Raw genomic sequence first — 15,429 nt, forward strand, 5'->3', positions numbered from 1 at the left:
GCCGACGGCGGATTCGCTCACTGCGGCCCGGTCACACGAACAGTTCCACGTCGATGTCCCTGCGCACGCGGGGCACTTCACCGCTGCCGAGCGCTCCGCGCTGTTCGGCGCGGGTCATCGCTAGGTTGTCGGCGGCGACGGCCCGGGCCGGGTGGCGGGCGAAGCCGAGCCGGTCGTAGCCGAGTTGGGCCGCCTCCTCAAGCTCCGCCGCCTCGTCGTGGGCGCCGAGCCGCACCAGGGTCCCGGCGAGCGCGACGGCCGCCGCCAGCGTCCAGGGGTGGCGGCTACCGAGCGCCCGTTCCATGCCGTCGCGCGCGGCCCGGCCGACGTCACGGGCCCGCTCCGGCCGCCCGGCCCCGCGCAGGTGCACGCCGACCCGCATGCGGCACAGGTGGGTGGACGGATGCGCGGGGCCGTAGAGGGCCTCCAGGTCGCGCAGACAGTCCTGCGCGTATGCCACGGCCGGGTCGTGCTCGCCCAGCAGGTGGTGGTCGATCGCCAGGCTGAACCGGCAGCGCTGGGTGATCATGTGCTGCTCCCCCAGCAGGCTGACCGCCATGTCGAGGGCCCGGGTGTCGCGCTCCCAGGCGCGGTCCGCGTCGCCCAGTCTGCGCTCGCTCACCGCGAGGCCGTTCTCCGCCACCAGCGTGATCGCCACGGCGCCCGTCCCCGGCTGTCCGGTGCGCCGCGACCAGACCTGCTTGAGCAGCTGGTGGGACTCGACGTCCTGGCCCAGCAGCCGGTGCATCTCCGCGAGCCAGGGCACCAGTTCTCTGACGTCCGGGTCGTCCTCGCCGCCGATGGCGAGCCGCTGCTCGTACACCTGGCGCAACAGCCGCATCCCCTCGGTGTAGTCGCCGACCGCGGCATGGCGCCACGCGAGGTTGCGCAGCACCTGCTCCGTACCGTCGTGCCGGGGGCCGAGCAGCCGGGTCATGTTCCGGGCCACGTGCAGCGCCTCGTCGAGCGCGTCCGCGAAGTGGCCGGCGGTGCCGAGGTTGGCGGCGTACCCGTCGGCCATGAGCAGGGACCGCGGGTGGGTGAGGCCCAGGCTGCCCCGGTAGTCCCGCAGGACGTTCAGGGCGAGCCGGCCCGACTCGGTGTACCGGCCCTGCAGGCGCAGCGCCTGGGACATCATGGCGCGCAGTCGCAGGGTCTCGGGAACCTCGCTGTCCGGCCAGAACTGGCCCGCCAGCCGGACCAGGCGCAGGCAGTCGTCCAGCGCGCGTTCCTCCTGGCTGCCGATGAGGTCGGCCAGGTGGCTCAGCAGCGACTCCTGCACGGAGGGGCGCCGGTCCTCCCACAGCCGCAGCGCCTCGATCTGCCGGCCGCGGCGGCTGCGGTCCTCCAGGTCGCGGACGCCGTGTCCACCGGCTGGCGCCAGCAGATGGGCGGCGACCGCCGTGCGCAGCTGTTCCTCCATCCGCGGCCGCGCCGTCCCGAGCCCGGCGACGATCAGCTCGCGCAGCACCCGGTGCTGGCGCACGGGCTGCCCGGGCCGGGCGAAGTCGAACTCGACCAGTCCGTGCTGCGCGAGGGCCCAGAGCGCGGCGTCCACGAGGAGGTAGTCGGCCGGGCGGACAGGGGTTCCTTCCGGAACGCCGTCCGGGATCGCGCGGGTCAGCGCCAGCCGCAGCGGACGCGAGCGCAGCAGGCGCAGGTCCGCGCCGGCCGCGGAGATCAGCGCGCAGGCGTCGAGCAGCCAGTCCAGTGCCGTGACGCCCGCCGGTTCCCGGGACCAGGCATCGGCCGCGGGGCTGTGACGCAAGGAGGCGCGCAGGAGCCCGAGCAGGATCCGTACGCCGGGCAGCGGCCCGGGTCCGTGGTCCTGCTGGTCGGCGGTGTAGGACTCGACGAACTCGTCCACGGCGGCGCGCAGCCCTTGTGCGCCGGTCCGGTTGTCCTCCTCGGCCCGGGTGGCGGCGGCGCCGATCCAGGCGCAGGCGAGTCCGAGGGCGAGGGGCAGGGTGCCGACCCGCCGGGCCACGGTGCGGGCGGCGGCCGGGCTCAGTCCGGGCAGGCCCGCGATGAGCAGTGCCTCGCTCTCCGCGAGGGAGAAGGGGGGCACCTCCATGGCATCGACGGCGTCGGCGTTCCGTCTGCCCCGGGCGGCGTACAGGATGTGGCAAGTACCGGACGGCGCGGGCAGCAGGGGGCTGACGGCGGCCACGTCGGCCGGGGCGTCGAGTTCGTCGCACACGAGCAGCCAGCGCTCGCCCGTCGCCTCGGCCTTCGACCGCAGCGCGCGGACGTGTGCGCCGATGTCCCGCACCGTGGGTTCGCCCAGGGCGTCGCCGAGTGCGGCCAGTCCGGCCCGGACGTTGTCCGGGGAGTCGCCGCGCAGCCACCACACGACGTCGTACGAGCCGCCGAAGCGGTGGCAGTACTCCAGCAGGGTCTCGCTCTTGCCCACGCCAGGCGCCCCCAGCAGGAGGCAGGCCCGCTCGCCGTCGGCCAGTGCGCCCGCGGCCTCGCGCAGCTCGTCGAGGAGGACTTCGCGGCCCACGAACGTGACGTTGCGGGCGGTGATGTTGGTCCGGTTGGGGATGCTGGGGTAGCGGCGGCCGATGAAGGGGAGCGTGCGCGGCACGGGAAGGGTCAGGCCGCGCAGCAATGCCTCGACGGCGCCCTGTTCGCCGTGCCGGCGCAGATCGATCTGCTGGTGATGGGCGAATCCGGAGGGCGGCACCTCGTCGTCGACCAGGACCAGCCGGACGGCGGGGTCGGACAGGGTGCGCAGCGCCGGCCGGTCGTCGGGGCGGGTCGCAGGCGGCTGCAGGAGGACCAGGGCGTCGCCCGCGGGGGGCCGTTCGGGGTGCCAGTCGCCGTACGTGCGCCGGACCACGGCGACCCCCGCGGCACGCAGCAGGACCTCGATCCAGTCGGCCCAGACCGCGTGGCGCGCGGTGTGCACGAGCGTGACGTGGGCGGGCGGCGCCGGCCGTGGCCGGGACAGGGCCGTGACCAGACGCTCCAGGGCGGGCAGGACCCGCTCGACGAAGCCGTTGCCGTCCGTCAGTTCCGTGCCGAGGCGGGTGCTTCGGGCTGACATGGCGTGGTACGGGATCTCCAGGTAGCGCACGGGTCCGGGGCCGAGCCGCGCGAAGCTCTGCTGGACCCTGTCGCGCGCGACGCGCAGCTGGTCCTCGTGGGCCGGGTCCGTCTGCAGGGCGAGAGCGATGACGTCGACCCGGCGTTCGGCGTGCCGCAGGATGTCCAGGGCCAGCTCCGCGGCCTCCTCGATGAAGGACGAGCCCGCGGTGAAACAGACCACGAGCAGGTGCGGCAGCCGGGCGAGCTGGGCACTCTGCTCGGTGGTGCGGGGCAGCGGCGCGTCGATCAGCACGTCGTCGAAGTCCCGGAAGGCCGGGTGCTCCGGGCCCGGGCCGGCGAGCGCGGCCAGCGGGTCGGGGCCCTTGAGCGTGACGAGGCCGATGGGTCTGCTGACGCCGGAGGGACACCACTCCTCCAGCAGCGGACCGCCCTCCTCGTCGGGCAGCGGGGCCGTCGCCGGGGTCACGGAGCGGACGTAGTGCCGGACGCGCACGTTCGCGCTGCGCCCGTCGAGCACGAGGACCCGTCGGCCCGAGCGGGCCAAGAGCACGGCCGTGTTGAGCAGGGTGGTCGTCTGGCCGATGTCCTCCGCAGTGGAACAGAACGCGACCACACGGGGGCGGGGGGACCGACCGTCCGCCTCAGACATCTCGGCTCCGCTTCGGTTCGTCGGTGATGCACGGCTGTCAGGCCCCGGGACATCGGCGCGGAACGCGCCCTCGGCGTCACTCGTCCTGCGGGTCGCCGCCGCCGGGCTTCTGCGTGTAATTCGTGCTGAACAAGGCTTCGGGACGCGACGCTTCGTCCCGTACCCGATGCAACGCGTGGACTATCGCGGATTCCGGCAGTGACTCGATTTCATCGAAGGGAAAATCAGAAAGATCAATCAAGGGAGAATCCAGCACGTCCCGCGTTTCGATCTGATCATCCATACGGAGCCCCGTCATCCTGAGTGAGTCGAGAATCCGCCACGAGTGGAGGACTGCCGGACAGTTGTGGTTTGACCCGTCAACTCGGCTGCCAAACCGTCAGCTTACTGACAGACTTCAGTAAGTCTACCGGCAACTTCGACGTTTCGGGCGCTCTGTGGAGCGCCCCGCACGGCACGGAACCCGGTCCGCGTTGGAACGCAAATACGTTCGCACACGGGAGATCCATGGGCACAGAAACGGGTGAGCCGCAGGGGTCGCGAGACGCCCCCTTACCGAGCGCCGTGGCGCTTTCCTCGTACCGGACCGCGGCAATTCCGTTCCACACCTTCGTCCTCAAGGTGCACAGCCGCTGCGACCTCGCCTGCGACTACTGCTACATGTACCGGGCCGCGGACCAGGGCTGGCGGGACCAGCCCCGGACGATGTCGCCCGCGGTCGTCGCGTGGACGGCGCGCCGGATAGCCGAGCACGTCCGGGCGCACGACCTCCGTCACGTGGCGGTGGTGCTGCACGGCGGTGAACCCCTGCTGGCGGGGCCGCGTCTGGTGCGCAGGGCGGTGACCGAGATCGCCGGCGAGGTGGGGCCACGGGCCCGGGTGCACACCACGGTGCAGACGAACGGCATGCGGCTGGACGACGCGTGGCTCGACCTCTTCGGGGAGCTGGGCGCACGGGTCGGGGTGAGTCTGGACGGCGGCCGGGCCGCGCACGACCGGCACCGTGTGCGCCCCGACGGCCGGGGCAGCCACGACCGGGTGTCCAGGGCCGTGGCCCGGTTGGCGACGGGGAGACACCGAAAGCTGTTCGCGGGGCTGCTGTGCACCATCGACCTGCGCAACGACCCCGTCGCCACCTACGAGGAGCTGCTGCGCCACCGGCCGCCGCAGATCGACTTCCTGCTCCCGCTGGGCAACTGGTCGGCACCGCCCCCCGGCCGTGTCCCAGGACAGTCCGACACCCCCTACGCGGACTGGCTGGCCGCGGTCTTCGACCGCTGGTACGCGGCGCCGGTGCGGGAGACCGAGGTGCGTGTGCTGGGCGACCTCGTCGCCCTGGTCCTGGGCGGACGGGCGCGCGGGGAGACCCTGGGCCTCGAACCCGTGCGCTACCTCGTGGTGGAGACCGACGGATCCGTGGCCCTGGACGACACGCTGCGCGTGGCCTACCACGGTGCCTCCCGGACGGGGCTGCACGTGGCGCTGGACTCGTTCGACGAAGTGCTGCGCCACCCCGAGGTGGTGGCGCGGCAGAGCGGTGCCTCGGGGCTCGGGGCACTCTGCCGGGCGTGCTCGCTGCTGCGGGTGTGCGGCGGCGGCCAGTACGTGCACCGGTACGACGCCGACGGCTCGGGCTTCGGCAATCCCAGCGTGTACTGCCCCGACCTCGCCGCGCTGATCAGGTACGTGCACCGGCGGGTGGCGGCCGACACCGAGCGGCTCCGCCGGCGGGCCGGGGTCCGGGAAGGGTGTCCATGACGCCGTTCCCTTCCTCGTACCGGCTGAGCGGTCGGCTCCTGGAAGCGCTCGCCCGGGGCGGCGGTGGTGCGGAGGCGGTCCGGCTGCTGGAGAACAGCGAGTACAGCAGGCGACTGGTGCTGCTGAGGGCGGTCCTGGACCGGGCCCGGGAGCACGGCGGGAGCACCGGCGCCGGAGTCGGGAGGCTGTTCGGCGTGCTGACCGACGCCTGGCGCCGGGCGCCCGACGTCACCCGGTTCGTCCTCGGTCATCCGTCGGTGGGGCCACGGCTCGTGACGACCTGGCAGGCGCTCGACGTGCCGGAACCGGATCCGGTCGTGCACCTGCCGCTGTCCTCGGTCGCGGCAGCGACGGCCGTGGCGACCGGCGTGGAGGCCTCTGTGGCCCTGACGGCGTCCGGGCCCGGGGTGGTGCTGCCCGGGCTCGGAGCGCTCCGGGTGCCGCGCCTGGGCGCCGGCGCCGAGGTGCGGCTGCGCAGCAGGGCCGCGGGCGGTGTCGTCGAGACGGTGACGGGCACCCGGACCGGCATTCCGCCCGCGTCGGCGCTGCGCGTCGAACGCGCCGGATGGTGGCCGCTGCGGGAGGCGGCGACCCGCCCGGGCGGCCCGGTGCTGATCGACGACGTGGACCCGGTCGCCTCGACCGGGGCGACGCCCCGCGGGCTGTCCGCGGGTGAACTGCGCGCCTGGCGGTCCGGGACGACGGCGGCGCTGCGACTGCTGCGGCTGCGGCACACCGGTTACGCGACGGAGTTGGACACCGTACTGCGCACCCTGGTCCCGGCGCCGGCGGTCACGGGCGTGGCGACGCGTCGCAGCGGAAGTTCGGCGGAGATGTTCGGCGGGGTGGAGCTGTCCCGCCCGGCCACCGAGCAGGACTTCGCCGAGTCCCTGGTCCACGAGACGCAGCACAGCAAGCTGGCGGCGGTGATGCACCTGGTGGACCTGCTGGCCGATCCGGGCCCGGCGGCCCCGGCCGTCCACTACGCGCCGTGGCGGGACGATCCCCGGCCCCTGCTCGGCCTGTTGCACGGCACGTACGCCTTCCTGTCGGTCGCGCGATTCTGGGCCCAGGAGGTCGGCTCGGTCACCGGCGCGGCGCAGCGGCACGAGGCCCAGGTGCGGTGCGCCCGGTGGCGGGACGCCGCGACGGAAACGGCGTACGTCATGCTCGCCGCCGATCGCGAACTCACCCCGGCCGGCCATGTGTTCGTCGCCGCGATGGCACAGGCCCTGGCCGACCTGCGCGCGGTGCCGTTGCCCGCTTCCGCGGTCCGGGAGGCGCGCCGGCAGGCCGAGAGGCATCTGCGACGCTGGCGCGAGCGGAATCCGGCACTCGCGACAGGGGGCTGACGCCCGCTCCGCCCTCGCCACGACACGCCGGACGGGAGTACGCCGTGACCGGCTCCGCGTGAGCGGGCCGCCGCGGCACTCGGCGCGTGGTTGTCGCGCGGTGCGCGGTTGTCGCGCGGTGCGCGGTGGCACGTAGGGCGTGGGGCCGTGGCGGGACCGGCGGGCGAGGCCTGGACGACACGCCGTCCGGACGGGGCGAAGGGGCCGGTTTCGGCGTGGCGCCGCGCCCCGCCCCGCCGCGACACACCGCACGCGGCCGCGTGTCCCCGTCGGTACGGCCCGCGCGGGCCGTGTCGCACCCGGCATGGGAAACGATCCGCGGGGCCCGTCCGCCGCCGCGTGTTGCGCCCGGTCCTGTGCGGGGTAGGTCTCCCTCGCATCGGGTCTTCGGCCGGGCCATGGGGGTGGTGCTGATGCGAACCGTGGTGCTCGTGCACGGTATCTGGAACAAGGCGGAGGGCGTGTCTCCGCAACGGGCGGCGGAGCAGAAGGCGGCTGACGCGGCCGAGCGGTTGCGCAAGGGGCTGGCCGCGGCCCGGCTGCACCATGTGCCGGTGCCCCCGCTCGTCATGGCGTACTACGCCCATCAACTCGCCGACGACTACCGTCCGGAGAAACAGTCCGCTGGAGCCGAGAAGCTGGAAGACCTGACGCCGGATCAGCGGGCCCAGGCCTGGGAGTGGCTGACGGCGGCCGGCGCGGCCCTGCCCGAGGAGGCACAGGCCGCTCTGCTCGCGCCTCTGCGGTGGGCCATGAGCCGGCTCGTGTCCCAGCGGGCCGACGACGCGACACCCGCCTTCCGACGGCGTCTGACGGAACTCCTGTCCCGCCTGGTCGTGGCCACGATCCAGGACCTCGACGCCTACACCTCGCGCCCCGCTCGCCGCGCGGCCGTCCGCGCGACGGTGGCCGACGCGATCCGGGACAGCGGTGCCCGGGTCGTCGTGGCGCACTCCCTGGGGTCCGTGGTGGCGTACGAGACTCTGCACGCCCATCCGGACATCGAACTCGACCTGTTGCTGACCCTCGGCTCCCCGCTGGGCCTCCCCGCGCTGATGCGGAAGCTGGACCCGGAGCCCGTCGACGGACGCGGGGCGCGCCCTCCCGGCGTGCGGCACTGGGTGAACATCGCGGACGTCGGCGACCTCGTGGCGGTGCCGGAGCGGCTGGGGGACGCGTTCCCCGTCGACCTGCACGACAGCACGGACATCGGCCTGCTGGACCCGCACACCCTGGGTGGCTATCTCTCGGCCGGCCTGACGGCGAGTGCGCTCGCGCCCTATCTCGCCGACTGAACCCACCACGAGGACCGGACCGTCCGTACCCTGCCGAGGGGAGTGCACGACCGTGGCGGTGCACGCGCTGGTGGTGGGTGCCGGAGGGTTTCCCGACCGGCTGCCCACCGAGGAGGAACACGCCGCCGGGGTGGCACCGCTCCTTCCGCTGCCCAGTGTGGCCGGCGCCGTGCGGGACGTCGCCCACGCGCTCGAGGCGGCCGGCGTCAGTGTCACCGGGCCGTTGCTCGACCCGACCCTGAAGGTCTGGCGCACCGTATGGGAGTCGGCCCGTGCCCGGGCCGGGGAATCGCCGCTCATCGTCCACTTCAGCGGTCACGGACAGCAGGTCGACGAGGTGCTGTACCTGGCGGTGAAGAAGTCGAGGACGCTGCCGGGCCGGGTCCGCAGCACCAGCGTCGACATGGAGGAGTTGCTCAAGGACGTGGAGCACGGTGGCGGTGGCCCCGTCCTCTTCCTGCTGGACGTGTGCGGCGGCGGGGCGGCGCTCACTCCCCAGCTCGCCAAGCGCCTGGCCGGGGTGAAGAGCCGCAACGCCTGGGTGATAGCCGCCTGCGCCGCCGATCAGATCACCTACGGAGCCCGCTTCAGCAGGGCGACCGCCGACGTCGTCGACCGCATCGCCCGCCGTGAACTGTACGTCTCCCCCACGCTGTCCCACGTCCCCGTGGGCGACCTGGCCAAGGAGATCCACGAGGAGATGGTCCAGGCGGCCCACGGCGGCGCCGACGACCAGGACGTGGTGTGCACCCAGCACGACGAGGCGGCGCAGCCGCCGGCGCCCTTCCTGCCCAATCCCCATCACGCCGCCGATCCCCGCGAACGGTTCCGGGTGGACACGGACGCGGCCCTGCGGCGCTATTCCGAGAGTCTGGACCCGCGGCTCGACCTGCTCCACTTCGCCTCCCGGGCGGCCGGTACCCGGGACGCGGACGTGTTCCTCTTCAGCGGGCGCCGCGCCCAGCTGAGGCGCATCGAAGAGTGGCTCGGCGACGACCCGGCCCGTGGCCGGCGCCTCCTGGTGGTCACCGGGAGCCCGGGGGTGGGCAAGTCGGCGCTGCTCGGCGCGACCGTGTGCACCCTCCATCCCGCGCTCACCCCGTTGCGGGCCCGGCTGAGCCTGCCCCACTTCCGTCCGGCACCGGCCCCGCTGCTGGCCGTGCACGCGTGTCGGCTGACGACACAGCAGGTGCGGAACTCCCTGTACCGGCAGGCGTTGGCCCTGGTCGACGGCAGACGGGAGGGACGGCCGCGCGGACGGCCGACGCGCATGCCGGTCCGGGAGGCGGCGCCGGAGGACCTTTTCGACGCGCTCCGCGCGGCGGGCAGGGTGACTGTCGTGGTCGACGCACCGGACGAGGCGGACGATCCCGACGGTCTGGTGCGGGAACTGCTGCTCCCGCTCGCGGGCACGGCCGCGGATCCGGTCCCGGAGTGCCGGGTGCTGCTCGGCACCGGCCTCTGGCCCGACAGCATGCCCGAGCTGCGCGCCGCCGTGGCGGGTCGTCCCGACCGGCTGCTCGACCTCGACACGGAGGAACCCGCAGTGCTCGCCGAGGATCTGAGCACCTATCTGACGCGGTTGCTGGACCCCGAATACCCCTCGGGCACGGCGGAGGCGATCGCGCGACGTCTGTCCGGGGCCGCGGAGCAGGGCGCCTTCCTCACCGCCGCCCTCTACGGCACACACTTGCGCGCGCTGTCCGAGGCGGGCGCCGCGCCCTCGGCGGAAGAGATCATCCATAACCTGCCGTGCAGCCTCACGAACATGTTCCGGCTGAACCTGAGCATGCTCGTGGCCGAACGCCCCTGGACCGGCCCGGTGCTGAAGGCGGTCGCCCGGGCGGCCGGGCAGGGCATGCCTGCCCATGTCGTGCACGCCGTGGCCCTGGCCCTCACGCCCGAGGTCGGTCGGCGACGGCTGCCGCCGCGCCTGCGCGACACCGAGGAGGCCCTGGTGAGGGCGCGGTTCTACCTCAGGACCGCGCATGACCAGGCCGGTCCGGGCCCCGGGGGAGCGACGCTGTACCGCTTCTTCCACCAGGTACTCACCGCGCACATGGCCGCCCGCTCGGACGCCACCGTCGTGAAGCGGGCGGTGTTGTCGACCGTGCCGCTCCGCGACGGCGTCCCCGACTGGTCCCGGGCCGACCCCTACCTGCTCCGGCACGCCGCCGACCACGCGGCGGACGCCGGACAGCAGCACCTGGACGCGCTGTTGGAGGACGCCTCACATCTGCTGTACGCCGTGCCCGACCGGATCTCGCAGCATCTGCACCGCGCGGTCACCCCGCAGGCCAGACTGCACGCGGCCGTCTACCGACAGACCACGGCGCACCATCCGCGGCGGCACGGCGTGGCAGCGCGACGGGATCTGCTGGACCTCGACGCGACGGTATGGCGCGACACCGCCCTGTCGGAGGCGCTCGCCGCCCCGCCCGGCCTTCCCCCGCCCCTCGCCCGGCCCGCCTGGGCCGTCAGCCGGACGGCGACGACGGCACGGTTGCAGACGCTCGATCCGCGTTCCGGCCCCGTCACCCGGGTGGCGTTCGCACACGCGCCGGGCGCGGAGTGGCACAGCGCGGGCGATCTTGTCGTCGTCACCGCCGGGCGCTGCGGCGTGAGCCTGTGGGATCCGTTGCGCGGCAGCACCCTGAGCCGTTTCGGCGGCCCCGAGGGGCAGGGGCGGCAGACTGTGGCCGAGGTGGCTCGAATGGCCGGCGGAGATCCCGTCCTCGTCTCCGCGGGCGAGGACGACCTGCTCGTGCACGACCTGCGCACGGGCGCCCTGCTCCGCCGGCTGACGGGTGGCAAGGGGCCGGTCCGGATGCTCACCACGGTCACCGTCCAGGACGGCCTGAGAGCCCTGACCGTAGGACCCCGGTCGGAGGTCCTCCTGTGGAACCTGGAGGGCGAGGACGGGAGACCGGTCGTCCTGAACGGCTCGATGCCCGCGGTGAACGACCTCGCCGCGACCTTGCCGGCGGACGGCACCACCGCGGTGGGGATCGCCGTCGGGGAGGACCGCGTCGCCGTCGTATGGGACTTGAGGAAGGGCCAACGGCTACGGCGGCTCGGCCGGCACAAGGACTTCGTCGGGGCGGTGGCCACGGCACGGCTGCGTGACGGCACGGCCGTGGCCGTCACGGGCGGCCACGACGGACGGGTCGTGGTGTGGAACCCGTTCGACGGAGCCAGGCTGCACACCCTGACGGGCCATACGGATCAGGTGACCTGCCTGGCCGCGGCCGCCGTCGGGGGGCGGTGGCTGGTGGCGAGCGGCGGCCGCGACGGGCGCGTCCTGGTGTGGGACGTCGACGAGGGGCGGCAGGTGCACAACCTGGGGGAGAAACAGGGGGTGATCACCTGTGTGGCGCTGGGCGGCGGGGGCGCGGCCGAGTCTGGGCCGCCCAGGGACGGGTGGCTCGTCGCCGGCTGCACCGAGGGACGTGTCGCCGTGTGGGACGTCGCCTCCGGAACACGCACCCACCTGCTCGCCGCGCACTCCGACGGGGTGCACAGTGTCGACGTCGGCCGGGCCGGCGACTGCGCCCTGGCTGTGAGCGGCGGCGCCGACGGTACGGCGGTCGTGTGGGACATCACGTCCGCGCGGCCGGAGGGACCACCCGAGGTGTTCGACGACGAGACACAGGCGGTGGCCGTCGGCCGGTCGCAGGCGGGAGCCGCCCTGTTCGTCGGCGGGGGTGGCGACCGTGGCGCCGAGGTACGGGATCTGACGACCGGTGGGCGTCTGCACGTCCTGGCGGACGCGGGCCGCAAACTGCTGGTGCGGGCGCTGGCCACGGACGAGTTGCCGGACGTGGGACCGGTCGCCGTGGCCGGCTCGCGCAACGGTGCGCTGCGGATGTGGGACCTGACCGACGGCTCCCTGTTGCGCACCTTTCCCGGCCCGGTCGGGCGGATCAGGGCCGTCGCCACCGGCCGCGCCGCGGACGGTCGTCCGATCGTGGTCGCCGGCGGGGACGAGTCGACCGCGACGGCGTGGGAGTCGGTGACCGGCCGACGCCTGGTCACATTCACCGGACACCGGGGCCGGGTTCTGGGCGTGGCCGTCGGCGAGGTGCCCGGTTCTCCCGGTGTCGCCGTCAGCGGGGACCACTTGGGCGCCCTGCTGCTGTGGGATCCGCTGACCGGAACCGAGGTGGCCGCGTTGTCCCGCGCCGGGGGCCGGATCAACGCGCTGACCGCCGCCCGGTCCGAGGGGCGTCCGGTGGTCGTCTCCGGTGGAGACGAGGGTGATGTCCTGCTGTGGGACCTGGAGAACCCCGGCGTGGCGGAGCACCTGACCGGTCTGCGGCACCGGGTGACCGCGCTGGCGACGGCGCGGCTGCCCGATGGACGGGTGCTCGCCGTCGGCGGAGGCGAGGACCGATGCGTCGCGGTCTGGGATCTCGCCACCCGCACGGAGTCGGGCGCCCGCTGTCACCTGCCCGCCGCGATCACGGGAATCGCCGCCTGCGGCACGGGGTTGGTGGTCGCCCACGAGGCGGGAACGGCGTACCTCACCTGGTGCGGTGACATCCTGGCTCCGGCTCTTCGGAGTGATCCGTCCGGTCGCGCGGGGCATCGGGCACCGCGGTGAGCGTGCACGTGCCCACCGTCCTTCGGTGCCGCCTGCCGGGCCGATCCGGCCACTGACCGAACACTCACGGTCGCCTACGCGGCAGGTAATCGACCGGGACGCGGCACGATGCCACGATCTTCGGTGTACGGAGCCCGACCGACCCGGAAGGACACCATGACCGCCTACGCCATAGCTCACCTTCAGGAAGCCACCCCGCACCCGGAGATCGCCGAGTACATGGAGCGTATCGGCGCCACCCTCGAGCCGTACGGCGGCCGCTTCCTCGTGCACGGCACGCAGCACGAGGTGAAGGAGGGCAGCTGGCCCGGGCACGTCGTGGTGATCGGATTCCCCGGTATCGACGAGGCGCGGAACTGGTGGGACTCGCCGGCGTACCAGGAGATCGCGCCCCTGCGGTCGCGGCACATCGAGGGCGACATCGTCCTGGTCGCCGGGGTCCCCGAGGACTACGACGCGGCCGCCACCTCGAAGGCGATGCGGGAGTCGCTGCCTGCCGAGTAGCCGTCGGGCCGGGGCCCCGCGCGGGCCCCGGCCAATGGCTCAGACCCGGTCCAGTGGCCGATGCGGCTCGGCCGGGAGTTCCGCCTCGATCGTGTCGCCGGGGCGCACCACGCCGCCCCGTTTCACGATGCTCATGACTCCGGCCTTGCGCACGATGTTGCCGGCATCGTCGCGGCCGACGACCTGTTTCAGCAGCCCCCGCCGGAAGTTGTCGATCTGTGGACAGGGGTTGCGCAGGCCCGTCACCTCGACCACGGCCTCCGCTCCGATGCGCAGCAGCGTACCCACGGGCAGCCGCAGCAGATCGATGGCGCGGGTGGTGATGTTCTCTCCGAGCTCACCGGGTGCCACCCGGAAGCCCGCGCCGCGGACCTCGTCGAAGAGTTCCTCGTGGATGAGGTGGACCTGACGCAGGTTCGGCTGCGTGGGGTCGGCCGCGACGCGCGAGCGGTGCTTGACCGTCACACCGGCATGCACGTCTCCCTCGACGCCGAGCCCGGTGAGCAACGTGATGCTCTCCCGGTTCGGTTTCGTGAACGAGTACTCGCCGTTGCTGCTGACCGCTGCCACGATCCCGTTCAACTCCCGACCCCCTCCTCGAAGCGCCGCCTTTGAGATCCTAACCGACACGCCGAGGCCAACTCCCTTCTCTCAGTTCTTACTTCATCCCTTGACGAAAGTGGTCCGGACCTTTAGGTTCACCGGTCAGTCCCGCCCCACGAGCGCGCCTTGCGTTCACAGGATGAACGCAGCCTCGGGCGCCTCCACCCCCACGAAAGGCCACCCCCCATGGCCAGACCTCTATCCCGCTCAGGTGTCTGTGCATCTCTCGCCGTAGCCACGCTCACCCTTTCCACCGGCCTCCTCACCGCCTCCCCCGCGCAGGCCGCGACCGGCTCGATCACCGGTCTCGCGGGCAAATGCCTCGACGTCGCCGGGGCGAACTCCGCCGACGGCACGGCCGTCCAGCTCTACGACTGCAACGGCACCACCGCCCAGCAGTGGACCGTCGGCACCGACGGGACCATCCGCGCCCTCGGCAAGTGCCTGGACATCACCGCCAATTCGACGGCGGACGGCGCCAAGGCCCAGCTGTGGACCTGCTCCGGCGGCGCGAACCAGAAGTGGACGGTCACCGCTGCGCACGACATCGTCAACCCGCAGGCGAACAAGTGCCTGGACGTCACCGACAACTCCTCGGCCAACGGTGCCCGTGCCCAGATATGGAGCTGCTCCGGTGCGGCCAACCAGAAGTGGACCGGGCCCGCCGCGGGCGGCTCCACCCCCTCCGCGCCGATGGCCGTGGCGCCGTACCTCTACAACGGCTGGGGCAGCCCGCCCAGCCCCACCACGATCACCAACGCCACCGGCGTGAAGTGGTTCACGCTGGCCTTCGTGCTCAGCAACGGCTACTGCAACCCCCAGTGGGACGGCAGCCGTGCGCTGACCGGCGGCGTCGACCAGCAGACGGTCAACACCGTGCGGGCGAACGGCGGCGACGTCATCCCGTCCTTCGGCGGCTACAGCGGCAACAAGCTGGAGAGCTCCTGCTCCAGCGCGGGCGAACTCGCCGCCGCGTACCAGAAGGTCGTGGGCGCCTACGGGCTCAAGGCGATCGACATCGACATCGAGGCCGACGCGTACAGCAACCCGACGGTGCAGCAGCGCACCGTGGACGCGCTCAAGACCGTGAAGGCCAACAACCCCGGCCTGAAGGTGTACATCACCATCGGCACCGGACAGAGCGGGCCGGACACCAGCCTGATCAACCGGGCCGCCTCCTCCGGTCTGACCATCGACGCCTGGGCCATCATGCCGTTCGACTTCGGCGGCGCCGGACAGAACATGGGCAACCTCACCACGCAGGCCGCCGAGGGCCTCAAGAACGCGCTGAAGAACGCCTACCACTACACCGACGACCAGGCCTACCGGGACATGGGCATCTCGTCGATGAACGGCATCACCGACCAGAACGAGACCGTCACGGTGAACGACTTCCGGACCATCCTGGCCTACGCCCAGCAGCACCACCTGGCCCGGCTCACTTTCTGGTCCGCGAACCGCGACCGCCCGTGCACCGGCGGCCCCGCCGACAGCTGCTCCGGCGTCGGCCAGTCCGACTGGGACTACACCCGCGTCCTCGCCGCCTACACCGGCTGACCCCCCACCCGCTAGGAGAATCCGTGCTTCCCCTCACCCGCCGTCGCAGATCGA

Annotated in this window: 9 protein-coding genes; 6 read left to right on the plus strand and 3 right to left on the minus strand. The window is 73.1% G+C overall.

Features of this window, described 5'->3' with window-relative positions; genetic code table 11:
* Positions 1-31: 31 nt before the first annotated feature.
* A complete protein-coding gene (fxsT, locus tag ACIPSA_RS38285) occupies positions 32-3,703 on the minus strand; it encodes an FxSxx-COOH system tetratricopeptide repeat protein (RefSeq protein WP_402643424.1) in 3,672 nt (1,223 codons plus the stop codon).
* 76 nt (positions 3,704-3,779) lie between these two features.
* Positions 3,780-3,986, minus strand: a complete 207-nt coding sequence (locus ACIPSA_RS38290; RefSeq protein WP_402643427.1) for a hypothetical protein — start codon at positions 3,984-3,986, stop codon at positions 3,780-3,782.
* A gap of 281 nt (positions 3,987-4,267) precedes the next feature.
* Between ACIPSA_RS38290 and ACIPSA_RS38295 the strand changes: the two genes are divergently transcribed.
* From ACIPSA_RS38295 to ACIPSA_RS38315, 5 genes are all read left to right on the plus strand, one after another.
* Positions 4,268-5,461, plus strand: coding sequence for an FxsB family cyclophane-forming radical SAM/SPASM peptide maturase (locus ACIPSA_RS38295; RefSeq protein ID WP_402643430.1), 1,194 nt, complete (start codon positions 4,268-4,270; stop codon positions 5,459-5,461).
* Positions 5,458-6,813 (plus strand): HEXXH motif domain-containing protein, encoded by a 1,356-nt coding sequence (locus ACIPSA_RS38300; RefSeq protein WP_402643432.1) that lies wholly within the window; start codon positions 5,458-5,460, stop codon positions 6,811-6,813. Before ACIPSA_RS38295 ends, ACIPSA_RS38300 begins: the two co-directional genes overlap by 4 nt.
* Positions 6,814-7,226: 413 nt before the next feature.
* A complete protein-coding gene (locus ACIPSA_RS38305; protein ID WP_402643434.1) occupies positions 7,227-8,108 on the plus strand; it encodes a hypothetical protein in 882 nt (293 codons plus the stop codon).
* A 52-nt stretch (positions 8,109-8,160) separates the two neighbouring features.
* Positions 8,161-12,711 carry a hypothetical protein gene (locus tag ACIPSA_RS38310; RefSeq protein WP_402643437.1) on the plus strand — a complete coding sequence of 1,517 codons (4,551 nt, stop codon included), beginning with the start codon at positions 8,161-8,163 and terminating at the stop codon, positions 12,709-12,711.
* 156 nt (positions 12,712-12,867) lie between these two features.
* Complete coding sequence (locus ACIPSA_RS38315) at positions 12,868-13,215, plus strand: DUF1330 domain-containing protein (RefSeq protein ID WP_402643438.1); 348 nt, start codon at positions 12,868-12,870, stop codon at positions 13,213-13,215.
* 39 nt (positions 13,216-13,254) lie between these two features.
* Here ACIPSA_RS38315 and ACIPSA_RS38320 read toward each other — a convergent pair whose 3' ends face one another.
* The gene (locus ACIPSA_RS38320) at positions 13,255-13,785 is read right to left on the minus strand and encodes an MOSC domain-containing protein (protein WP_402643830.1); all 531 of its coding nucleotides are present in this window, start codon (positions 13,783-13,785) and stop codon (positions 13,255-13,257) included.
* Positions 13,786-14,004: 219 nt separating this feature from the next.
* Between ACIPSA_RS38320 and ACIPSA_RS38325 the strand changes: the two genes are divergently transcribed.
* Entirely contained in the window at positions 14,005-15,375 is a 1,371-nt protein-coding gene (locus tag ACIPSA_RS38325; RefSeq protein ID WP_402643441.1) for a lectin, read from the plus strand.
* Positions 15,376-15,429 lie beyond the last annotated feature (54 nt).

The sequence above is a fragment of the Streptomyces sp. NPDC086549 genome (assembly GCF_044746205.1).
In the GTDB taxonomy this organism is placed as follows: domain Bacteria; phylum Actinomycetota; class Actinomycetes; order Streptomycetales; family Streptomycetaceae; genus Streptomyces.